Origin of the sequence: Streptomyces sp. GMY02 (assembly GCF_019056675.1) — a bacterium.
Classification (GTDB): domain Bacteria; phylum Actinomycetota; class Actinomycetes; order Streptomycetales; family Streptomycetaceae; genus Streptomyces; species Streptomyces odonnellii.
In genome coordinates this window covers 3,578,536-3,599,843 of record NZ_CP077658.1, presented here as the reverse complement: position 1 = coordinate 3,599,843, position 21,308 = coordinate 3,578,536, and the positions used below count along the sequence as shown (strand labels likewise).

Annotated in this window: 17 protein-coding genes and 1 pseudogene; 9 read left to right on the top strand and 9 right to left on the bottom strand. The window is 70.1% G+C overall.

Annotated elements, in window-relative coordinates:
- Nucleotides 1-231: 231 nt before the first annotated feature.
- From KQY30_RS15175 to KQY30_RS15155, 5 genes are all read right to left on the bottom strand, one after another.
- Complete coding sequence (locus KQY30_RS15175) at nucleotides 232-1,434, bottom strand: right-handed parallel beta-helix repeat-containing protein (protein WP_217307272.1); 1,203 nt, start codon at nucleotides 1,432-1,434, stop codon at nucleotides 232-234.
- Nucleotides 1,435-1,595: 161 nt separating this feature from the next.
- A complete protein-coding gene (locus tag KQY30_RS15170; protein ID WP_217307270.1) occupies nucleotides 1,596-3,605 on the bottom strand; it encodes a right-handed parallel beta-helix repeat-containing protein in 2,010 nt (669 codons plus the stop codon).
- The gene (locus tag KQY30_RS15165) at nucleotides 3,602-4,942 is read right to left on the bottom strand and encodes a glycosyltransferase family 2 protein (protein ID WP_254407134.1); all 1,341 of its coding nucleotides are present in this window, start codon (nucleotides 4,940-4,942) and stop codon (nucleotides 3,602-3,604) included. Before KQY30_RS15165 ends, KQY30_RS15170 begins: the two co-directional genes overlap by 4 nt.
- Nucleotides 4,943-5,222: 280 nt before the next feature.
- A complete protein-coding gene (locus tag KQY30_RS15160) occupies nucleotides 5,223-8,375 on the bottom strand; it encodes a SpoIIE family protein phosphatase (protein ID WP_254407133.1) in 3,153 nt (1,050 codons plus the stop codon).
- Nucleotides 8,376-8,534: 159 nt separating this feature from the next.
- On the bottom strand, nucleotides 8,535-8,789 hold the full coding sequence (locus KQY30_RS15155; protein WP_217307269.1) for a hypothetical protein: 255 nt from the start codon (nucleotides 8,787-8,789) through the stop codon (nucleotides 8,535-8,537).
- 245 nt (nucleotides 8,790-9,034) lie between these two features.
- Between KQY30_RS15155 and KQY30_RS15150 the strand changes: the two genes are divergently transcribed.
- Nucleotides 9,035-10,045, top strand: a complete 1,011-nt coding sequence (locus tag KQY30_RS15150; protein WP_217311072.1) for a zinc-binding alcohol dehydrogenase family protein — start codon at nucleotides 9,035-9,037, stop codon at nucleotides 10,043-10,045.
- 71 nt (nucleotides 10,046-10,116) lie between these two features.
- On the opposite strand, the gene KQY30_RS15145 is transcribed toward KQY30_RS15150, so the two are convergent.
- Nucleotides 10,117-11,832, bottom strand: coding sequence for a bifunctional 3'-5' exonuclease/DNA polymerase (locus KQY30_RS15145; RefSeq protein WP_217307268.1), 1,716 nt, complete (start codon nucleotides 11,830-11,832; stop codon nucleotides 10,117-10,119).
- A 138-nt stretch (nucleotides 11,833-11,970) separates the two neighbouring features.
- Between KQY30_RS15145 and KQY30_RS15140 the strand changes: the two genes are divergently transcribed.
- Together KQY30_RS15140 and KQY30_RS15135 are read left to right on the top strand one after the other, a co-directional pair.
- Nucleotides 11,971-12,885, top strand: a complete 915-nt coding sequence (locus tag KQY30_RS15140) for an NADP-dependent oxidoreductase (protein WP_217307267.1) — start codon at nucleotides 11,971-11,973, stop codon at nucleotides 12,883-12,885.
- 100 nt (nucleotides 12,886-12,985) lie between these two features.
- Nucleotides 12,986-13,531 (top strand): ATP-binding protein, encoded by a 546-nt coding sequence (locus KQY30_RS15135; protein ID WP_217307266.1) that lies wholly within the window; start codon nucleotides 12,986-12,988, stop codon nucleotides 13,529-13,531.
- Nucleotides 13,532-13,628: 97 nt separating this feature from the next.
- Here KQY30_RS15135 and KQY30_RS15130 read toward each other — a convergent pair whose 3' ends face one another.
- On the bottom strand, nucleotides 13,629-14,189 hold the full coding sequence (locus KQY30_RS15130) for a sugar O-acetyltransferase (RefSeq protein ID WP_217307265.1): 561 nt from the start codon (nucleotides 14,187-14,189) through the stop codon (nucleotides 13,629-13,631).
- Nucleotides 14,190-14,408: 219 nt separating this feature from the next.
- On the opposite strand from KQY30_RS15130, the gene KQY30_RS15125 reads away from it, so the two are divergent.
- A complete protein-coding gene (locus tag KQY30_RS15125; RefSeq protein ID WP_217307264.1) occupies nucleotides 14,409-15,620 on the top strand; it encodes a DUF2786 domain-containing protein in 1,212 nt (403 codons plus the stop codon).
- Nucleotides 15,621-15,823: 203 nt separating this feature from the next.
- Here the strand turns inward: KQY30_RS15125 and KQY30_RS15120 are convergent, their stop codons facing one another.
- Nucleotides 15,824-16,357, bottom strand: a complete 534-nt coding sequence (locus KQY30_RS15120; RefSeq protein WP_217311071.1) for a hypothetical protein — start codon at nucleotides 16,355-16,357, stop codon at nucleotides 15,824-15,826.
- Nucleotides 16,358-16,419: 62 nt separating this feature from the next.
- Between KQY30_RS15120 and KQY30_RS15115 the strand changes: the two are divergent.
- Together KQY30_RS15115 and KQY30_RS15110 are read left to right on the top strand one after the other, a co-directional pair.
- A pseudogene (locus KQY30_RS15115) lies at nucleotides 16,420-16,595 on the top strand (30S ribosomal protein S18); the annotation flags it as partial.
- Between the two features lie 287 nt (nucleotides 16,596-16,882).
- A complete protein-coding gene (locus KQY30_RS15110; protein WP_046504855.1) occupies nucleotides 16,883-17,125 on the top strand; it encodes a DUF397 domain-containing protein in 243 nt (80 codons plus the stop codon).
- Between the two features lie 159 nt (nucleotides 17,126-17,284).
- Here KQY30_RS15110 and KQY30_RS15105 read toward each other — a convergent pair whose 3' ends face one another.
- Nucleotides 17,285-17,779, bottom strand: coding sequence for an ATP-binding protein (locus KQY30_RS15105; protein WP_217307263.1), 495 nt, complete (start codon nucleotides 17,777-17,779; stop codon nucleotides 17,285-17,287).
- Nucleotides 17,780-18,095: 316 nt separating this feature from the next.
- On the opposite strand from KQY30_RS15105, the gene KQY30_RS15100 reads away from it, so the two are divergent.
- The 3 genes from KQY30_RS15100 to KQY30_RS15090 all read left to right on the top strand — a co-directional run bounded on the left by KQY30_RS15100 (nucleotide 18,096) and on the right by KQY30_RS15090 (nucleotide 21,238).
- Nucleotides 18,096-18,977, top strand: a complete 882-nt coding sequence (locus tag KQY30_RS15100; RefSeq protein WP_217307262.1) for a helix-turn-helix transcriptional regulator — start codon at nucleotides 18,096-18,098, stop codon at nucleotides 18,975-18,977.
- A gap of 54 nt (nucleotides 18,978-19,031) precedes the next feature.
- Nucleotides 19,032-20,498: an aldehyde dehydrogenase family protein gene (locus tag KQY30_RS15095; RefSeq protein ID WP_217307261.1), complete on the top strand. Its 1,467-nt coding sequence runs from the start codon at nucleotides 19,032-19,034 to the stop codon at nucleotides 20,496-20,498.
- Nucleotides 20,499-20,596: 98 nt separating this feature from the next.
- Complete coding sequence (locus KQY30_RS15090) at nucleotides 20,597-21,238, top strand: PadR family transcriptional regulator (protein WP_217307260.1); 642 nt, start codon at nucleotides 20,597-20,599, stop codon at nucleotides 21,236-21,238.
- The last annotated feature ends 70 nt before the right edge of the window (nucleotides 21,239-21,308 follow it).

Below are 21,308 nucleotides of genomic sequence, written 5' to 3'. Positions count from 1 at the left end.
CGCCTGAGCGGAGAAAGCGGGGTGACTGGGTCGAGCGGGTGGTACGGGGGGTACGGGGCGCAGGCCTCGGGCCCTGTCGTGAGGCCCGGCCCACAGCCCGGCCAGGTGAAGCGAGCAGGCACCCCGGCCGGGCAGCGCGAGCAGTCAGCCGACCGGTCAGTCAGCCGGCCGCGCGGCCGATCAGGCAGCCTGATAGTCAGTCGGCCAGCCAGGCCGGCCAGCGCGAGCAGGTCAGGGCGTGCAGGCCGCGTTCGCGAGCCCCTTGGCCGCCCCGGTCACCTTGTTGTCGCAGGCCACCTCATTGCCGTCCGAGGTGAGATGGAAGCCCCAGCCGGGCCCGTCCACCTGCGCCGTATTGCCCTTGAAGGTGTTCCCGCTGCCCCAGCCCTTGAGGATCTCGTGGGTCTGGAAGCCGTCCTCGGGGGAGTGGCGGCCGGTGTTGCCCTGGATCAGCCAGCCGTTGCCCTTCACATCGACCCAGGAGTCGTTGTGGGAGCCGTCGAGCTTCGAGCCGTCGAAGGAGTTGCCGGTGATCCGGCCGCCGGTGGTGCCCTCCTTGATGTCGACGGCCTCGGCGGTGGTGTCGCTGATGCGGTTGCCGACCACCGCGTTACGGTCGCTCGCGTCCGGCTTGCACTGGCTGACGGTGCACCAGTTGGACTCGGCGGAGCCGATGTAGACACCCTCGCCGAACTTCTCCTTGCGCAGTCCCGTGGTCCGGATGGTGTTGTCCCGGACCATGTTGTCGGAGCTGAAGTTCCGCAGATGGATGGCCTCGTCGCCGATCCGCTCGACGGTGAGGCCCTGGATGACGGTTCCCCGTACCCGGTCCGCCATCACGCCCTTCTGGCCGTTCCGTACGGTGAAGCCGACCAGCCGCCAGTACGACGCGCCGTCGAGGTGCAGCGCGTACCCGCCGTCCGTGCCGCCGCCGTCGACGACCGCGCCGGGGCCGCCGCACAGGAAGACCGGATTCTCGGCAAGGCCGGGGGTCTTGGCGGTGAAACGGCCGGTGTACGTGCCGTCCGCCAGCCGGATGCTGTCCCCGGGCCCCGCCTGCGCGAGGGCCTCCTCCAGCGAGGGCGCGTCGAAGGCCGTGACCGAGGCCGGCGGGCAGTCGACCTGGCCGGAGGGCGCGGGCGAGGCGGAACCGGTGCTCGCCCCGTCGGTCACCACCGGGTCCGGCTCGGCCGGGTCGTCGGGCAGGGTCCCGGGCCGTACGGACCAGGTGGCGTTGGGCCCGGCCGTGGTGGCGCCGGCGGTCACCTCGGGTTCCGAGCTGTCGCCGCTCCCGGCGATGGCCACGACGAGCGCGGCGAGGGCGATCAGGAACGCGCCCCCGGACAGCCAGAGGGCCGGCCCGCTGGGCAGCCCGGTCCTGCGGGGCGGCTCGGGCGCCTCGGGCAGATCGGGCGGAGGTGGCGTGGATGACATCGGCGGTAACTCCGGCTTCGCGGGAATGAGTTGTCGGGGTCAGGGTCTCGGATACGGGTCCGGGCCACTGGGGTGCCTCCGGGCGCCAAGCCTTACGCGCCTGAAGCCAGGAGGCCGGGCGCCCGGAGGCCAGGCTCCAGGGCCCGGACCGGGAAGCAGGTCTACGTCGGCCCGGGACCGCCCGTCATCGCCGGGATCCTGTGCCGCCCCCTCGGCCTCGCCTCCGTATCGCCCAAGCCCGAGCCCGTGCCCGCACCCGTACCCGCCGCCCGCACCTCGGTGGCGGGCGCGCTGGGCAGCGGCATCTTGTCCGCGTACGGATGGACCCTCGGCCGCCCGTCCCGCTCAGCGCGCCGGCGCGCACCCAGCACCGCCGACACCAGGATCAGCACCAGGATGGACACCCAGAGCAGTGTCATCGGACTGGCGTAGTGCTTGAACTTGACCCAGAACGCACTGGTGTCGTGCCACGCGAAGGTCTGGTTCTCCTTGAGCGTGACCCCGCCGTGCGCCCGGCTCGTGTCCACCGCGCTCGGGCCGACCCCGGCGACGACGTTGTACGAGACGGTCGACTTGTCGATCCCGCCCACCAGTGAGATGCCGTGGTTGGTGGCGTCCTGGACGGTGTTGCCCCGTACCTCCGCCTGCGAGTCACGGATGTACACGCCGGTCTCGGTACCCTCGATGATGTTGCCGGTGACCGTGGCCGCCGACACCCCGTCGCGCACCGAGATGCCCTGGCGTGTCTGACCGGTGAGGTGATTGCCGGTGATGGCGACCTTGGTGGCGTCCTCGCGGGCCACGATGCCCATGTCGCCGCCGTCGACCTCGTTGTTCTGGACGCCGACGTTCACTCCGCCGAAGACCTCGATGCCGTACCGGCCGTTGTCCCTCGCGGTGCTGTCGGACACCGAGTTGGAGCCGTAGCTGCTGGTGGACTCGCCGGAGGCGGAGGGGCCGTTGGCCAGCGGCCGGCCGCTGAGCGTGAAGCCGTTGCCGCCGTTGGACAGCGCCTTCGAACCGGTGACCCGCACCTGCTGGGTCGCGCGTGACAGGACGAAGCCGTCACCGCCGTTCCCCTGCGAGACCGTGCGGTCCACGACCACATTGGTGACACCGCGGTGCAGCACCACCCCGTCCTCAAGGCTGTTGATCACCTTGGTGCGGATGATGTTGGCCCCGGTGGCGCCGGAGAGGAACAGCCCGTACAGATTGCCCGTGATGGTGGAGTTTTTGATCTCCGCGGAGACATAGGAGAGATCGGGCACCGAGAACCGGCTGTCCGGAGCCGCCAGTTCACCCGCGGGCTGGGCGATCACACCGCCCGCGTGGGGCGTCTGCTCGGATTCGCGCTCGGCCTTGTCGTCGGCCGCCGCCAGCTCCCGGCGGTTGAGATCCTGATCGCCGTCGGTGTACTTGATGTTGCCGGTGTCGGGCCGGTCCGTGCCGGTGAGGCTGAGGCCGCCCGTACGGCCGCTCCAGAACCCCAGATCCGAGACCTGGGCGTGGTCCATCGAGAACTGGCCGCCGATGGCACGCACATAGGCCCGCCCGTCCCGTACGTCCGTGTCGGGCTTGTTGGCGGCGGGGTCCCAGCTACTGATCTTCATCGGTGCCTGCGGAGTGCCCTCCAGGGTGAGCCGGCCGCCGAACGAGACGATCGACACGAAGCCCCTGGTGTTGCTCGCCAGCCGCAGGTTCAGCCCGCCCGGACTGGACAGCTTCAGCTTCGCCCCGGCGAGCAGATAGATGTTCTCGGTCAGCAGGTACGAGCCGTCGCGCTTGCTGCGCACAAAGGTCTGCGGGGCGAGTTTGAGCAGGTCGGAGACGCCGTACGGCTGGGTACGCGGGGTGAACACCAGGGTGTAGCCGCCCGCGGTCTCCAGCCGGTACGGGCGGGTCCACTTCTCGCCCTTCAGCGGGGCGACGGCGGCCACCGCGCGGACCTGGTCCAGCCGGTGGTCCTCCTCGGCGACCAGCGCGGTCTCGTTCTCGGCGTCCTCGGCGGTGGTGACCGGCCGGTCGTCCTGCCCGTCCGAGCCGTCGGCCGACGCGGGCGCGGGAGAGCCGAGGAACAGGGCCAGGGCCACGGGGAGTACGGCCGTGAGGCGCGCGGCGGCACGGAGACGTCGCGGTCTCCGCGCGGCGGACGGCGTGTACGAGTGACTCATCGCTGGACCGCCTCTGCCGGAGAAGCCGAATCGGTGTGCACAGGGCGCGCGACGGCAGCGCCTGCGGCAGCGCTCGTGCCGACAGGAGCGCCGGTGGAAGCACCCGCGTGCGCCGGAATCGCGCCCGACCGCCCGGAGTTGATGAGCGACGCCGCGTCCTGCCCCTCGCCGCCCACGCTGTCGCTCGTACGGGTAAGCCACCCTTGCTTGTTCATGGTGACGAACGCGTACAGCTTGATCGGCAGCGAGATCATGATGACCACCAGCGCCAGCAGCGGCAGCAGGACCAGGTCCTGCGGATATCTGCGCAGATGCGAGTAGCCGCGGATACCGCGTCCCGCGATGAGCCAGATCAGGACGAGCACCACCCCGCGCCCGTTCAACTCCAGCCTGCTGAACAGCAGATAGCCCAGCGCCATCCCCATCGTCACCGGCGTCAGCAGGATCTGGAGCACCGTGATCTTGGTGACCATGGGCACTCGCCAGAGCCAGCCCTTGTACAGCGCGGTCAGATAGCAGCGGTACGAGTTGCGGCTCCAGCGCACCCGCTGCTTCACGAACGCCGAGAGCGAGGCCGGGAACATCGACAGCGCCCGTGCGGAGGACTGGTGCACGGTCCGGTAGCCGGACGCCAGCACCAGCCAGGTCAGCCGCCCGTCGTCCCCGGCGACACACCGGCGGCCGAGGAAGAACTCGTTCTCAAGGTTCTCCAGCACCGGTTCGATCGCCGCGCGCCGGTACGCCGCCGTACGGCCGGAGAGACAGGCCACCGCGCCCGCGCGTCCCATGGCCGGAACGTAGTCGTAGTAACGGAGGTTGACCAGCCAGTCGGCCACCCGCCGCCAGACACTGGTGCCGCGCAGATAGACGTTCTGCTGGGTGCCGACGCCGCCCACCTCGGGGTCCACGAACGGCATCTGGACCGCCGCGAGAAGCCCCGGCTGCCAGCGGGTGTCCGAGTCGACCAGGACGACGAGTTCGCTGGTCGCCGCCCGTATCCCCACGCCCAGCGCGGACCGCTTGCCGCGGTGCTCGAACGCCAGCACCCGCACCCGCGGATCCTCCACCAGCGCCAGCCTGCGCAGGACTTCGGTGTCCTCGACGTCCGGGACGATGATGATCTCGGTGGGGTCCTGATCCAGCCAGGTCTTCAGACAGTCCAGAAGGATGTCCGGATCCTCGCGGTAGGCCGGGACCACGACCGACACCGTCGTACGGAACTCGTTCACCACCGGCCGGGCGAACCGCGAGAGGACCGCACGGTAGAGCCACAGTGCCCAGACGAAGGCGCCGGCCAGGCCGAGTGGCATCACCTCACGCCATGAAGTCTCCCCCACCGCTGTGACGATCCATGACCATATTTCATCAAAAAACCCCGACACCGAACCCGGCCCCCACCCCACGTGGTGATGTGCTTTTGCGCCAGATATGCGCGTGGAGCGCTACTGTACGAAAGAAAGTAGAGGCAGTGTGAGTACCTCTTCACACATGAAACGCAGGATTCACTCACTCTTCTCCGTGAACCGGCGCACCTCGGACATCAATTCCTGGCTAATGCCGCAATTCGGGCGTCGGTCGGGCCGAGTTCAGGCCACCGGGTAGAGGGTGCCGGGTGCGTCAGGCCACTTGGTCGAGGCTGGAACCGGATGTACTGGGGGCCGCGGTCTCCGGTACGTGCAGCGCCTGTTCGGTCCAGATGCACTTTCCGCTGCCGGTGTAGCGAATGCCCCAGTGCTCGGAGAGCGCCGCGACCATCTGGAGGCCGCGCCCGCCCTCGTCGGTCTCGCTGGCGCGGCGGATCCGCGGGGTGGTGGGGCTGCCGTCGTAGACCTCGCAGACCAGGGTCGTACAGTGCAGCAGCCGCAGCCGTACGGGCCCCCGGGCATGCCGGACCACATTGGCGATCAGCTCGCTCACCAGCAGTTCCGTGGTGGTCACCAACTCGTCGAGATGCCAGGCGGCGAGCTGCTCGCCGACGAACTTCCGCGCGGTGCCCGCGGACTGGGGATCGTCGGGCAGCGACCAGGTGGCGATGTCGTCGGGCGCCAGCCGGTGGGAGCGCACGACGAGCAGCGCGGCGTCGTCGGCGTTCTGCTGGTCGGCGGGGAGCAGGTCCGAGGTGAGCCGGTCGCAGAGATCGTCGAGGTCGCCGTCGTGATGGGCGGCCAGGAGCTGCGCGAGCCGGTCCATGCCGGTGTCGATGTCACGGCAGGACGATTCGATCAGGCCGTCGGTGTAGAGGACGAGCAGGCTGTCCTCGGGGACCTGTAGTTCCACGGTCTCGTACGGCGGTTCGGCCACGCCGAGCGGCGGGTCGGGGGCCGACTCGGGGAAGGTCACGGAGCCGTCGGGATGCACCACGGCGGGCGGCGGATGGCCGGCCCGCGCGAAGGTGCAGATGCCGTTGGTCGGGTCGTACACCGCGTAGAGACAGGTGGCGAAGGAGTCGTCGTCGAGACCGGAGATCAGCTCGCTGAGGTGGTTGAGGATCTCCTCGGGCGGCAGTTCGAGGTCGGTGAGGGTCCGTACGGCGGTACGGAGGCGGCCCATGGTGACCGCTTCCGACAGGCCGTGCCCCATCACATCGCCGATGACGAGCACGACCCGGCAGCCGGAGACGGGGATGACGTCGTACCAGTCGCCGCCGACGTCCATGCCCTGCCCGGCCGGCAGATAGCGGGCGGCGGCGGTGACGGCGGGCAGGGTGGGCAGCGCCCGGGGGAGCAGGGTGCGCTGGAGCTGCTGGGCCCGGCTGTGCTCGGCGTCGTACAGCCGGGCCCGTTCCAGCGCGTGCGAGACCAGACCGCTGACCGCCATCAGCAGGGTCCGCTCCTCGCCGGTGAACTCGTGCGGCCGGTCGAAGGCGATCACACAGACACCGACGCCCCGCCCGGACACGATCAGCGGCAGGAACGCGAACGCCTCCTTGTGGATCGCCTCGGGCCGCGCCGCGTACTCCGGGTAGATCTCGGTGTACTCCTCCACCGAGCCGCAGAACCAGGGGGTACGGGTACGCAGCCGGTCGGCGGCCGGCGCCCTGCGCGACGCGGAGACACCATTGACCTCCTGGCGGAACTCCTCGGGGTAGCCGACCATCCCGACGACCCACATCCGGTCGTTCTCATTGACCTGGATGACCAGACCGGAGGCGCCGAAGGGTGGCAGCACCCGCCGGGCGACGGCGTCGGTCACATCCTGGGTGGTGACGGCCTCGGCCAGATCGGCGGTCAGCTCCTGGATACGGGCGGCCCGTTCGGCGGCCTGACGCTCGGCCGCCTCGCGGTCCGCCTCACGCTGCCTGCGCTCGGTGATGTCGGCGAAGTAGCAGGCCAGGCCGTCGGGGAGGGGGACGAGCCGGATATGGAACCAGCGCCCGGTGTCCGGCCACTCGGCGTCGAAGCCGACTGCGGTCGTCCCGGCGGCGGTCTCGCGGCAGCGGGCCTCCAGCCCCGGCACCCGGTGGACCACCGGCAGATCCCACAGCACGCTGCCGACCAGCCGCCGGGAGGGGCAGCCCAGCAGGCCCTCCGCCTCCACATTGACGAAGGCGATCCGCCAGGAACTGTCGAGGGAGAGGAACCCGTCACTCATATGGCGCAGTGCGCGACGGATGGCATCGCGGCTGAGACCCGTCTCGGTGCTGTCCCAGGCCGTGCCCACGATCCGGTACGGGCGGTCTTCCGTGCCCGGTTCAGCGCGGCCCCGGATATGGGCCCACATCAGGGTGCCGTCGGCGGGGCGGCGCACCCGGTACTCCAGGTCGATCAGCCCGAAGGTGTTGACGGCCTGCTTCCACTCGTTGACCACCCAGGGCCGGTCGTCGGGGTGGATGATGCCGAGCCAGGTCTCGGTACGGCCGTCATAGGTCTCGGGGTCGAAGCCGAACAGATCGAGCAGGGTCTGGTCGACATGGAGGCGCCCGGTGGGCGCGTACAGCTCCCAGGAGCCGACCCGGGTGGCCTTGAGGACGTCCTGCGCCCCGGCCCCGGGGATGTCGGGGACATCGGGGAGCCGCGGAATGCCGGGGGCTTCGGGGGTTTCCGGGGTTACGGGGGCGACCGGGATTTCGGGGGCGACCGGGGGTACGGGGGTTTCGTGGGCGGCCGGGGCTTCGGGGGTGGCCGGGGCTTTGCGAGTCTCCGGGGTGGCCGGGGCTTCCGGGGTTTCAGGTGTGGCCGGGGCGGCTGGGGCGCTTGAGGCTCCGGCGGATGGTGGTGGATCCGTGACGGTGAGGCCGTTCCTGGACCAGTGGCGCGGGTGGCCGTCCCGTCCGCCCGTGACGTCCCGCGCCCCCGGTGCCGTCTGCTCCGGGGGCGGGACAGTGGGCTCCTCGGCCCGTCGGAGCCGGTCGGCGGCCCAGCCCGCGACGGCTCGGAGGGTGTCCTTCTGCGCGGTGGTCGGTTCGCCCGGGGCCGTGGTGACGACGGAGAGCGCCCCGAACGTTCCCTTCGGGGAGAGCAGCGGCGTCGACACCATGCCCGTGCCCGGGCCCGAGGAGGCGGGCAGCCATACGGTGGATCCCCCGCGCACGGCCAGCGCCGGAGCCTCCGGCCCGTCGTCCGGTATTCCGTCCCAGGCACGTGTGAGCGCACGCGGAAGCCCGCTGGCAGTGACCAGATACATACGGTGAGCGTTCACTGACCCACGGACATGGATCACACCGCCGAGACCGCTGAACTCCGCGACCGCCTGCTGAAGAGCGAGCCGCAGCACTTCGGTCTCCGGAAGAACGGCGTCCACGGCGTTCAGCAAAGCCAGCCGCTCGTTCATATGCGCCAATCATATACAAATCGGATGAGAAGCGTACTCGCGTGTCCATCGTGTCCTCTGCTACGCACGAGCACCACTCATTGCCGAGCGTCCGGGCGGCGCGGACCCGGGCTGTGACGGCGGCTGCGGTTGTGGCTGCGGCCCTCCGGGCCGGGACGCTCAGCTCAGGAGGTCCCTGCCCGACTTCATCGCGTCGGCGCCACCCTTCACCACGCCCTTGGCGGCCTTCACCTTCTGGCCCACCTTGTCTCCGATGACTCCCTCCACCACCGGACCGGCCTCTTCGCCGACCGCCGACGCGGTCTGGGCCGTACTGCTCAGGGTCTCGCCGAGATCGGCGTGGGCCGCGGACGGGGCGACGGCGGTGAGGAAGGCGGAGCCGGCGAAGGCGAGGAGAAAACGATGCGTGTTCATGATCGGTACAACGCGCGGGGACGCCGGAGGGCACGCGGTCGCCGGAGCACTCCGTTCCGCGCCCCCGCGGTGACCTTCCCAAGGCACCCCCGGACCACAAACGGCGGTATGGCTCGCGCCGTTGACCTCCATGCTTTCCCATGGGTACTAGTTGCCCTTGCGGGTAACCACCGGCTTCCTCCTAGCGTGGACACGTGACCAAGGACCAGAATCCGAACTCCCAAGAGGCGCGCCCCGGTACGCCCATGCCCGCCGTCGCGTACCGCGAGAGCCTCCCCATCGACGACCCCCAGAGCCTGGTGGACATCGAGCTGCCCGTCCCCGAGCCGGGCCCGCACGATCTGCTCGTACGGGTCGAGGCCATCGCCACCAACCCGGTCGACTACAAGGTCCGCCAGAACACCGACCCCGGCGGGCACCCGAAGGTGCTCGGCTGGGACGCGGCCGGTACGGTCGTGGCCGTCGGCGACGAGGTCGAGCTGTTCGCGGTCGGTGACGAGGTCTACTACGCCGGCGCGATCGACCGCCCCGGCGCCAACTCCCGCTTCCACACCGTCGACGAGCGTCTTGTCGGCCCCAAGCCCGCCACGCTCACCTTCACCCAGGCCGCCGCTCTCCCGCTGACCGCGTTGACCGCCTGGGAAGGCCTCTTCGACCGGATGGGCCTGCGCAATGGCGCCCTTGACCAGGAAGGCGTGCTGCTGGCGACGGCCGCCGCGGGCGGTGTCGGCGCCATGGTCGTACAGCTCGCCCGGTCACTGACCAGCCTGACGGTGATCGGCACCGCCTCCCGGCCGGAGACCACCGCCTTCGCCCGCCGCATGGGCGCCCACCATGTCATCGACCACCACCAGTCGCTCGCCGCGCAGGTCAAGGACATCGCGCCGGGCGGGGTCCGCTACATCTTCAGTACGGCCGCGACCCACCGGAACATCACTTCGTACGCCGAGATCCTCACCCCGTTCGGCCAGCTCGTGTCGATCGACGACTACGACTCGCTCGACATCGGTGTGCTCAAGGCCAAGAGCGTCTCCTTCCACTGGGAGTTCATGTTCACCCGCTCCCTCTTCCAGACCCCCGACCGCCAGAAGCAGCACCACATCCTCAGCCAGGTCGCCCGCCTGGTGGACCAGGGCGCCCTGGCCACCACCGTCGGGCGCGACCTCGGCCCCGTCAACGCGGCCAACCTCCGCGAGGCCCACCGCATCCAGGAGTCCGGCACCTCCATCGGAAAGATCACCCTCACCGGCTTCTGAGCCACCGGCCCCGCCTCACGGCCCCCTCTCCTGCCGGCTTCTTCTCACTTCCGGTCACTTCCGGACTCCTCTCACTTCGCGTCGGAGTAGCGCTCCACCGTCGCCGTCGTGAAGGGGAAGTGCACCGGGGTCTCTCCGAAGGCGATCCGTCCGGCCAGATCACCGGCCTCGCGGATCGCCTCCACGACCGCCTCGGCCTCCTCCTGCGGGCAGTGGACGATGACTTCGTCGTGCTGGAAGAAAACCAACTCGGCCCGCATGCCCGCGATGGACCGGCGCAGGGCCGCCAGCATCAGCAGGGCCCAGTCGGCCGCGCTGCCCTGCACGACGAAGTTACGGGTGAACCGGCCGCGCGCCCGGCCGTTCGACGAGGCGTAGCCCGGGGTGAACTCGCCGCCGCCGGAGTCCGGTTCGTCCATGCCCGGGCCCGGCGCGCCGGGTATCTCCTGGGGGATTCCGGCCTCGCCGTCGTCCTCCGCGCCCGCCGCCGGGGGACTTGTCCGGCCCAGCCAGGTCCGTACGATCCTGCCCTCCTCGCCCGCCCGCGCGGCGTCGTCCACATAGGCCACGGCCAGCGGGAACCTCCGGCGCAGTGCCGCCAGATTCTTCAGCCCGTCGCCGGACGTCTGCCCGTAGATCGCGCCCAGCAGCGCCACCTTGGCGTGGGCGCGGTCACCGGAGAACGCCCGGTCGGACAGGGCCGTGTACAGATCGCCGCCGTGCCCCGCCACCTCCATCAGGCCCGGATCACGGGAGATCGCGGCCAGCACCCGTGGCTCCATCTGGTCGGCGTCCGCCACCACCAGCCGCCAGCCGTCGTCGGCGACGACCGCGCGCCGGATCACCCGGGGTATCTGGAGTGCCCCGCCGCCATTGGTGGTCCAGCGGCCCGAGACCGAACCCCCGGGCTGGTACTCCGGTCTGAACCGGCCGTCCCGCACCCAGTCCTGGAGCCAGCTCCAGCCGTGCGCGGTCCAGATCCGGTAGAGCTTCTTGTACTCGATCAGCGGCTGCACCGCCGGATGGCCGATCTTCTCCAACTCCCAGCGCCGCGTCGACCGCACCTTGACACCGGCCTGGGCGAAGGCCTTCACCACATCCGCGGGCAGATCGGGCCGCACTCGCCGCCCGAAGGCCGCCGACACCTCGTCGGCCAGTTCGGCCAGCCGCCGTGGCTCGCCGCCGCCCGCGTACCGCTCGCCCAGCAGCTCGTTCAGCACCTCCCGGTGCACATCCGCCCGCCAGGGCAGCCCCGCGTGGTGCATCTCTGCGGCGACCAGCATTCCCGCCGACTCGGACGCCGTGAGCAGCCGCATCCGGCCCGGATGCTCGGCCGCCAGATGCCGGCGCTGCTGCTCCGCGTACACATCGAGGAGCGCCTCGAACGGAATCTCCGCCCCGGCGTGCGGCTCGAAGAGCGAGGACTGCGAGCCCGGCTCCGCCGAGCGCGCCGGCGGATCGGACGGCACCGGCGCGTTCCGCAGCCGCGCCCAGGCCGCTGCGGCCGACCGGGGCTCCCCGAGCCGCCCCTCATGGCCGAGCAGCAGCAGCTCCGCGGCCTCGATGTCGTAGCACCGCTCGATCCGCACCCCCGCCGCGAGCAGCCGCGGATACACCTCGGCGCTGGACCGCCACACCCATCGCCCGGCGTCGGCCAGCCGGGCCCCGACCGCCGCGACCAGATCGGGCTCCCGCAGCACGGGCCCCGCCGCCCGGCCGTCCGCGCCCAGCGGAGCCAGCAGCGCGCCACCGCCCTCCGCGGGGGCCAGGGCCCATCTCCCGGTCATACGCCGAGTCTCGCAGCCGGGTCTGACAACGGCGGGTCCCCCGCGTCCCCGCGAACCGCTCGGAAGGCGCGTGGGGCCGGACGCCGGGAGTATCGGAAATGTGGCCATGACCGTGGCCCGCGCGGAAGGGAGACCGACATGCGAGCGGCTGTGTTCGAGAAGTTCGGCGGCCCGGACGTCCTGCACACCCAGAACGTCGACGAACCGCACGCCGGCCCCGGTGAGGTCCGGGTGGCCGTCCGGGCGGCCGGCGTCAACCCGATGGACTGGAAGATCCGCCACGGATGGATGGAACAGCTCTTCTCCACCCGGCTGCCCGCCGTGCCCGGCCTGGAGTTCGCCGGAGTCGTGGACGAAACCGGCGAAGGCGTCACGGACATGACGGTCGGCGACGACGTCGTGGGGTGGACCGCCACCGGCGCCTACGCCCAGTACGCCCTCACCGAGACCGTGGTGCCCAAGCCGCCCTCCCTGGGCTGGGAGGAGGCCGCGGCGATCCCCGTCGCGGGCGAGACGGCCCGCCGGGTGCTCGACCAGCTCGCGTTGCGCAGGGGCGAGACCCTGCTGCTGCACGGCGCGGCGGGCGCGGTCGGCTCCGTGGCCGCACAGCTCGCGGTGGCCCGCGGCGCCACCGTGATCGGCACGGCGTCCCCGGCCAATCACGACTACCTCCGCTCGCTGGGGGCGGTGCCGGTGGCGTACGGCGAAGGACTGGTCGAGCGCGTCCGCGCGGTCGCGCCCCAGGGCGTGGACGCGGTCTTCGACACCGCGGGCCGAGGCGCGCTGCCCGACTCGATCGAACTGCGCGGCGGCACCACGGACCGGATCATCACCATCGCCGACCCCGGAGCGGCCGACCACGGAGTGGCCTTCTCCTCCGGCGTCACCGCCCCCGGCAGGAAGCGCGCCGCCCTCGCCGAGAACGTCCGGCTGGCGGCGGAGGGGAAACTGCGCCTCCGGGTCGCCGGGACCTTCCCGCTGGCGGACGCGGCGAAGGCCCAGGAAGCGAGCGAGAGCGGTCACGCGAGCGGCAAGTTGGTGATCACGCCTTGACAATCGCCGGAGCAGGCGCTGATACGGGTGACATGGCACGGCGGACTCCTCTCATGCACCATAGGTTGCTTTCAGTAATTCTTGATTCCAGAGAGTAACGATGCCCACCGACAGTGGACTTGTGCACGACGTCTACGACCCCGGCCGATCCTGGCTGCCCCTGACCCGAATCCCGCTTCCCCACAAGCCGGAAGCGGCCCCCAGGGCGCGCAGGCACGCCCGTGAGGTGCTCGCGCTGCGCCGGGTGGACGCCGAACTGAGCGCCACCGTCGAGCTGGTGGTCAGTGAGCTGGTGACCAACGCCGTACGACACGGTGTCTGCCTCTGCGGCTGCACCCGGGGGCCGGTCTCACTCAGCATCCTGCGCACGGAGGACCGCACCGAAGACCACACGGACATGCGCACGGACTTTCGCGCCGACTTCCGCGCGGACTTCCGCTTGCGGAACCGGCTCCGTGTCGAGGTCGCGGATCCGTCCCGTACGCCCCCGCGATGGCCCATCGGCACCGGTCCGGCCGGTACGGACATGGCGGACCCCGAGGAAGGCCGCGGTCTGCTGCTGGTCACCGCCCTGGCGGCGGACTGGGGCGACCACGCGGGCCCGGTGCGGGGAAAGGTGGTGTGGTGCGAGTTCATCGGCCGCTAGGCCGTGTCTGCCGGCACGCCCCGTGCCGGCGACCCGTCACTGGACCCGCCTCTCGGGGCTCTGCTCCCCCGGGGCCTTCCTTCTCATATCTGCAGAGTCATATCTCCAGCGTCCGGATCACCCGCGCCGGATTCCCCACCGCCAGCACGCCCGCCGGAAGGTCCTTCGTCACCACCGCTCCCGCGCCCACCACGGTGTTCTCGCCGATCGTCACCCCCGGGCAGACGATCACCCCACCGCCCAGCCAGACGTTGTCGCCGATGGTCACCGGAGCGGCCCGCTCCCAGCCCGCCCGGCGGCGTTCCGTGGCGAGTTCATGGATCGGGGTCAGCAACTGCACATTCGGGCCTATCTGGACGTCGGAGCCGATGGTGATCGGCGCGCAATCCAGGAAGACCGCGTTGAAGTTGACGAACGTACGGTCGCCGATGCTGATGTAACGGCCGAAGTCGCACTGGAACGGCGGCCGGATGCGCACGCCCTCGCCCACCGAACCCAGCAGCTCCGCGAGGATCTTGGCACGCTCGCCCGCCGGGGCCCCGCCATTGGCGTTGTACGCCGCGCAGAGCGCGAACCGGCGCTCGGTGTCCGCGCCCAGCTCCTCGTCGTCCGGGAGATACCACTCCCCGGCCAGCATGCGGCGCTTGTTCTCGCCCATGGAAGTCCTTCCCCGCGCCGGACCGTCGGACCAGGCGCTGTCGGATCAGGTGTTGGAGACAGCAACGGTAGTCGCCCCGCCACGCACAGCGCCCGGATATCCACAGCCTGTGGACAGACCCGCCCACCCCAAGAACCGCCCCTTCCCTTCCGGGATCGGTCCGTCCCGGAAACCGCCCGTCCCGCCGTCGCTCCCGCCGGACCTGGGATCATCGGGTCCATGAGTGACACGGATGCCACCGCCGCGGGTGCCCGAACCGTCGAGCGCGCCCTGCACACCGTGCTCTCCGCGCCGGACGGAGAGCGCAGCCGGGGCATCGACTCCGGCGCCTCCCTGCTCGCCGCCGACCCCGCGGCCGACGCCGAACTGCGCCTGCGCGGTGAGGGGTTCGTACGGCTCGCCTGGGAGCGCGGCTGGCAGCCCGCCGATCTCGTACGGCTGGTTCGCCGCGATCTGGACGCCCCGCATCTGCGGCTGCTCGCCGAGCTGATAACCGCTGAGGTGCAACGGTACGAGCGGCTGCCACCCCGTTGGACCGCGCAACTGGCGGACCTCGCGGAGTCCGCCGGTCCGGACGACGAGGGCGGCTCGTGGTCCCGCAGGACCGACCGCTTCTCGTACGCCACCGCCGTACTGGAGCTGTACGTGCAGCTCGTCCGGCTGCCCGCGATCGAGCCGGTGGGTCCGGTGCCCGGTACGCCCGTCCATCTGCCTCCCGCCGAGGGCGAGCCGCGCATGCTCACCCGGATCCGGGCACTGCTCGCCAAGGCCGAGGCGACCGGCTATCCGCAGGAGGCGGAGGCCCTCACCGCCAAGGCGCAGGAGCTGATGGCCCGGCACAGCATCGACGAGGCCCTGCTCGCCGACCGTACGCAACGGGGCGACGTGCCGGGCGCCTGCCGGATCGGGGTGGACGCCCCGTACGAGACCGCGAAGGCGATCCTGCTCGACGCCGTCGCCTCCGCGAACCGCTGCCGCGCCGTCTGGAACAGCGCGTACGGCTTCTCGACGGTCGTCGGCTTCGAACCCGATCTGGAGGCCGTCGAACTGCTCCACACCTCGCTGCTGCTCCAGGGGACGTCCGCGATGACCCGTGCCGAGGCCGCCCAGCGTGCGGGCGGTCGCAAGCGGACGAAGACGTTCCGGCAGTCGTTCCTGATGGCGTACGCCCACCGCATCGGCGAGCGGCTGGCGGAGGCCACGGAGCGTACGACGCGGGAGGCGAGCGCGAGCGGCGAGGGGGACGGGGACGGGGATGGCGGGCAGGGTGGCGGGCTGCTGCCCGTGCTCGCGGCGCGGGATGTGGCGGTGGCCGACCGTACGGACCGGATGTTCCCGGAGACGGTGGCGACCCGCGTCCGCGGAGTGACGGACGCGGAGGGCTGGCACCACGGGACCTCGGCGGCGGACGCGGCACGCGTGCCGCACTGACGGTCCCCCCTCCAAGCGACCCCCAAGCGCCGCCCTCTGCCGCTGTCCTGTGTCGCTGTTACCCACAGCCGCCGCTGCCCACGGCCGCCGTCCTCGGCTGCTGTCCTCTGTTGCCGTTGCTCACGGCCGCCGCTGCCCACGGCCGTCGGACGGTTCCGCTCAGGACCGGCCCGTCCGGCGACCGAGGACACACCGCCCCCGCGCTACGGCGTCGGCACAGCCGTGGGCAGATCCGTCGGCAGGCCCTCGGGGAACACCCCGGTCTCGGTCTTCGTCAGTGTGTCCTTCGTGCCCTTGCCCCACGAAATCACCAGCGTCTTGCCGTCGTTGGACTCGATCGACCCCATGGTGCGGTCGGTGTTCCCGTCGGCGCAGGTGAGGGAGAGCATCGGCTCGCCCATGTCCTCCACCGACCCCTGGCACACATGGTTGTCGGCGACGAGCGCGACCTTCCCCGCCTTGACGGACAGCGCGACCGCCTTGCCGTCGGTCAGTCCGGCCCAGGTGCCCTCGACACCGCCGCCGGCGTCCCCGCCGGAGCCGGAACCGGAGCCGGAATTCGAATCGGAGCCCGAACTGGAACCCGAGCCGGACGCCGTCGCACTCGGCGTCCCCGAACTGCTGCTGTCCTTCCCCGAGTCGCCGTCCGCGCCGTCACCGCCGCAGCCTGTGAGCGCGAAGGCGAGTGCGGCGACGAGGCCGGCCGTGGCGGCGCTGGTTCGTACGAGTTTCTGCACGTTCAAGTCCCCCTTGTCGGGTACCGGATACCGGACCGCGCCAAGCTACCAGGAGCACTTGCGTGCCCTATATCGACTACAAGGACACGGATCTGTCGCGGAATTCATCTCCGGCCGCGGGCGGATTCGGAGCCTCCGTGCGACGAGGGTGACGGCCCGGCAACAGCGTGCGCCGGCGCGGGCGGTCAAGAACGCCCCGGAATTGGCGCCGCCGCTGTACGGCCGGGCGGCGCGCTGAACCCCGCGGGCCCCTCCTGAGCAGGTCAGGAGGGGCCCCATTGTGTTGAACCGGTCTCATACCGGTCTCAAACCCATAGACCATGGCCGGAATTGGGATCCGAATGGGCATGAAACGCGTCTGTTCCTAGAGCACGAGGGATTCGCTCCGGACGGCCGCCTCGGTGCGGCGTCTGTAATCAAAGGACCACCCCGCGTGCACGTGCATTTGCTCATGCATCAGCACATGAAACACAGCTATGATCCGAGACAGTTGACTACTGCACCTTGAAACTCGGGGAGCGACCTGTGCACCACGTGTACAACGGCATAACGGCCACAGAGCTTCACGGAGTCGTCTGGCAGAAGAGCATGCACAGCAACTCGCAGGGGTCCTGTGTGGAGTTCGCGAAGCTGCCTGGCGGGGAAGTGGCGGTACGTAACTCACGCTTCCCCGACGGTCCCGCTCTGGTTTACACGCCCGCCGAAATAGAGGCACTGCTACTGGGTGTCAAGGACGGGGAGTTCGATCACTTGGCGACGGGCGCCTGAGCGCCTGCCGGAACGTTCCGGCAGGCGCCACGCCCGGCAACCGGCGTCGCCGCAGAGGCGTGTCCCGGGTCCTGAAGCCCGTACCGCCGCCGTCTCAACAGTTAGATTTCAGCCACTCGCCTGAGTGACCGCGCCCAGAGCGGTGGGTCCTGGTCGACTTCAGTCGGTCCGCAACTGGAACAGCGCCCAGACGACCTTGCCGTGCAGCGACCCCGCCAGTGGATGCCAGCCCCAGGTGTCGCTGAACGACTCCACCAGGAACAGTCCCCGCCCCGACTCCGCCGCGCCGTCCTCGCCGGCCTCGCGCGCCGCCGGCCCCGAGTGACTGGGGTCCCGTACCGCGCACACGAGCCGCGACGTCCACCGCATCAGGTGCAGGCGTACGGGCGGGTCCTGCGGCTCCCGCGGCGTGTCCGCGGGCAGGGCATGGCGCAGGGCGTTGGTGACCAGCTCGGAGACGACCAGGGCGACATCGTCGAAGCGGTCGTCCAGCTCCCAGCGGCTGAGTGTCGTCCGGGTGAACTGCCGGGCCCCGCGCACCGCTTCATAGCGGGCCGGCAGCGCACACGACGCGGACCCCGCGGCGCCCGCGGGATCGATCGGGGGAAGCCCCTGCCTTAACGGCTCGAGCATGGTCGATCCATTCATCCCCATGCGAGGCACTCCCGGGATTCGCGGCCGTAGCGATACTGCGGTGGTCCAGAGTCACATCACGTCAATCACGAACGAGCACGCAGGTGCGCGAGGACCATGGTTCCCAATGCGTAGGGCAGATGCAAGGGCAGATGCACGTGCACGCGCCGGACTTGACCACGACCGTACCGGTTCTGGCACATTTCTCCTCGTGACCAGTTTTGGTCGCTACGCAAAGGCTTCTTATTTCCGTAATCGAATGAGTACGGGCTGAAGCGTTTTGATGGCAGAATCCGGCACTTGGGGTCCGGGGGTGCTCCAGGCAGAACAACATGCGATGGGGAGGGTTGGAGACGTGACCGCAGCCGAATCGGGCGGTTCCGTGGTGCGGCGCATCCTGCTTGGCTCACAGCTCAGGCGGCTGCGCGAGACGCGCGGCATCACACGTGAAGCCGCCGGCTACTCGATCCGCGCTTCCGAGTCCAAGATCAGCCGTATGGAGTTGGGACGGGTGAGCTTCAAGGCCAGAGACATCGAGGACCTGCTGACCCTCTACGGTGTCGCTGACGAGGGCGAACGCTCTGCCCTCCTCGGCCTCGCCAGAGAGGCGAATGTCGCGGGTTGGTGGCACAGCTTCGGTGATGTGCTGCCCGGTTGGTTCCAGACGTACATCGGTCTGGAGGGCGCCGCCTCACTGATCCGTATCTACGAGGTGCAGTTCGTGCACGGTCTGCTGCAGACCGAGGCGTACGCGCACGCTGTCGTCACCCGCGGCCAGCCGGACGCGCCGCGCGGTGAGGTCGACCGCCGCGTGGCTCTCAGGCTGGAGCGGCAGAAGGTTCTGGTGTCCGAGCGGGCACCGCGCTTCCACGCCATTCTTGACGAGGCCGCGCTGCGCCGTCCGTACGGCGACCGCTCGGTGATGCAGGGCCAGTTGAAACATCTCATCGAGATCTCCGAGCAGCCGAACATCACGCTCCAGGTGATGCCGTTCAGCTTCGGCGGACATGCGGGCGAGAGCGGCGCGTTCACCATGCTGAGCTTCCCGGAGTCGGACCTTTCCGACGTCGTATTCCTGGAACAGCTCACCAGTGCGCTCTATCTCGACAAGAGCGAGGAGGTCGCTCAGTACGAACGGGTGATGGGGCGGCTACAGGTCGACAGCCCGGGGCCCGAGGAGAGCCGGGATGTCCTCCGCGAGCTGCTCCAAGTGATCTGAGACATCAGTACGATGACCTCACATCAGGAGTTTGCACCTGCAGTAAGGGATCGCATGTCCTACTTCACCGATCTGGCCCACCAGTACATCGACGGCGAGTGGCGGACCGGCAGCGGCTCGTGGGACATCATCGACTTCAACCCGTACAACGGGGAGAAGCTCGCAGCCATCACGATCGCCACCGTCGGTGAGGTCGACGAGGCCTACCGCGCCGCCGAACGCGCGCAGCGCGACTGGGCCGAGACCAATCCGTACGCCCGCAGGCTGGTCTTCGAGCGGGTGCTCAGACTGGTCGAGGAGCGCAAGGGCGACATCGTCGAGGCGATCATCGACGAGCTGGGCGGCACGCGCGTCAAGGCGGAGTACGAGGTGCGCAGCGCGCAGGAGTTCCTCCGCGAGGCCATCCAGCTCGCCCTGCGCCCGGAGGGCCGGATCCTGCCGTCCCCGGTCGACGGCCGGGAGAACCGGGTCTACCGGCTGCCGGTGGGGGTCATCGGGGTGATCAGCCCCTTCAACTACCCCTTCCTGGTGACGATCAAGTCGGTGGCGCCGGCGCTGGCGCTCGGCAACGCAGTGGTGATCAAGCCCAACCAGAACGCGCCGGTGGTCGGCGGCGGGCTCATAGCCAAGCTGTTCGAGGACGCGGAGCTGCCGGCCGGACTGCTCAATGTGCTGGTGACGGACATCGCCGAGGTCGGTGACGCGCTGATCGAGCACCCCGTCCCGAAGGTGATCTCCTTCGCGGGCTCCGACCGCGTCGGCCGCCATGTGGGCGCCGTCGCGGGCAGCAACTTCAAGCGGGCCATCCTCGAACTGAGCGGCAACAGCGCGCTGGTGGTCCTGGACGATCTCGACGAGGCGGGGCTCGACTACGCGGTGGACGCGGCCGTCGCCAGCCGGTTCATCTACCAGGGGCAGGTCTGTATGGCCGCCAACCGCATCCTGGTGGACAGCAGCATCGAGCGGGAGTTCACCGAGAAGTTCATCGCGAAGGTGACGGCGCTCAGGACCGGCGACCCGCGCGACCCGGACACCCAGATCGGCCCGGTCATCAACACCTTCCAGGCGGACGCGCTGACGGCCCTGGTGGACCAGGCGCTCGCGGAGGGCGCCACGGCGCTGGTACGGGGGCGGACGCGCGGCAATCTCGTGGAGCCGACGGTGCTGGCGGGGCTGGCCGAGGACTCGCCGCTGATGCAGCAGGAGATATTCGGACCCGTGGTGGTGCTGCTGCCGTTCGACGGGGAGGAAGAGGCGGTACGGCTCGCCAACAACACCCCGTACGGACTGAGCGGGGCGGTGCACACCTCGAACGTCGAGCGCGGCGTGGCCTTCGCCAAGCGGATCGTCACCGGCATGATGCACGTCAACGACTCGACGGTGCAGGACGAGCCGATGGTGGCGTTCGGCGGGGAGAAGTTCTCGGGTCTCGGCCGGCTCAACGGGGACTCCACGGTCGAGGCGTTCACCACGCAGAAGTGGATCTCGGTGCAGCACGGCCGTACGGAATTCCCGCTCTGAGCCCTGCTCCGAGCCCCTGCTCCGGCGGGCCGGCGGCGGGACGGGCCCCGCGCGGGCACCGGCCACGGTGCCGTCCGCCGGGGCCATAACCTGGAGCCATGTCAGCGATCCGTTTGCTCGTGCTCTTCGCGGTCCGTCAGCACGGCCGGGCCCATGGCTATCAGGTGCGCAACGACCTGGAGTACTGGGGCGCCCACGAGTGGTCCACCGCCAAGCCCGGCTCGATTTACCACGCGCTCAAGCAGATGGCGAAGCAGGGCCTGCTGCTGGCGCACGAGGTGGCGCCGAGCACGGCGGGCGGACCGCCGAGGACCGAGTACGAGATCACGGACGCGGGCCGCGAGGAGTACTTCCGGCTGCTGCGTGAATCGCTCACCACATACGACCAGAAGATGGACGTACTGTCCGCCGGGCTCGGCTCCATCGTCGATCTGCCGCGTGCCGAGGTCGTTGAACTGCTCAAGGAACGCGTGGCCGGGATAGAGGCCTGGCGGTCCGCCGTGACCGAGCACTACGTACCCGAGGACGGTCCGGAACAGCTCGGGCACATCGGCGAGATCATGAACCTCTGGGTGCATTCGGCGGACACCGGCGCCGAGTGGACGCGCGGTCTGATCAAGCGCATCGAGGGCGGCGCCTACACCTTCGCGGGCGAGGGCGAACCGTGGGTGGGCGTGCTCGGCGACGGCGAGGAGAACCCGTACGCGACGGGGATTCCCGACGAGGGCGACACGTACTAATCAAGTTTGACCAATCCAGGGGTGGGGACTACTCTTCGCGAGCCGGTAGTCAAGTTTGATTACTGCATAG

Bases quoted from the DNA above. Each gene is read 5' to 3' on its own strand.
- KQY30_RS15175 (WP_217307272.1), bottom strand. From the start codon at position 1,434: ATGTCATCCACGCCACCTCCGCCCGATCTGCCCGAGGCGCCCGAGCCG.
- KQY30_RS15155 (WP_217307269.1), bottom strand. From the start codon at position 8,789: ATGAACACGCATCGTTTTCTCCTCGCCTTCGCCGGCTCCGCCTTCCTC.
- KQY30_RS15125 (WP_217307264.1), top strand. From the start codon at position 14,409: ATGAGTGACACGGATGCCACCGCCGCGGGTGCCCGAACCGTCGAGCGC.
- KQY30_RS15105 (WP_217307263.1), bottom strand. From the start codon at position 17,779: ATGGGGATGAATGGATCGACCATGCTCGAGCCGTTAAGGCAGGGGCTT.
- KQY30_RS15160 (WP_254407133.1), bottom strand. From the start codon at position 8,375: ATGAACGAGCGGCTGGCTTTGCTGAACGCCGTGGACGCCGTTCTTCCG.
- KQY30_RS15130 (WP_217307265.1), bottom strand. From the start codon at position 14,189: ATGGGCGAGAACAAGCGCCGCATGCTGGCCGGGGAGTGGTATCTCCCG.
- KQY30_RS15090 (WP_217307260.1), top strand. From the start codon at position 20,597: ATGTCAGCGATCCGTTTGCTCGTGCTCTTCGCGGTCCGTCAGCACGGC.
- KQY30_RS15100 (WP_217307262.1), top strand. From the start codon at position 18,096: ATGGGGAGGGTTGGAGACGTGACCGCAGCCGAATCGGGCGGTTCCGTG.
- KQY30_RS15150 (WP_217311072.1), top strand. From the start codon at position 9,035: ATGCCCGCCGTCGCGTACCGCGAGAGCCTCCCCATCGACGACCCCCAG.
- KQY30_RS15145 (WP_217307268.1), bottom strand. From the start codon at position 11,832: ATGACCGGGAGATGGGCCCTGGCCCCCGCGGAGGGCGGTGGCGCGCTG.
- KQY30_RS15170 (WP_217307270.1), bottom strand. From the start codon at position 3,605: ATGAGTCACTCGTACACGCCGTCCGCCGCGCGGAGACCGCGACGTCTC.
- KQY30_RS15140 (WP_217307267.1), top strand. From the start codon at position 11,971: ATGCGAGCGGCTGTGTTCGAGAAGTTCGGCGGCCCGGACGTCCTGCAC.
- KQY30_RS15095 (WP_217307261.1), top strand. From the start codon at position 19,032: ATGTCCTACTTCACCGATCTGGCCCACCAGTACATCGACGGCGAGTGG.
- KQY30_RS15135 (WP_217307266.1), top strand. From the start codon at position 12,986: ATGCCCACCGACAGTGGACTTGTGCACGACGTCTACGACCCCGGCCGA.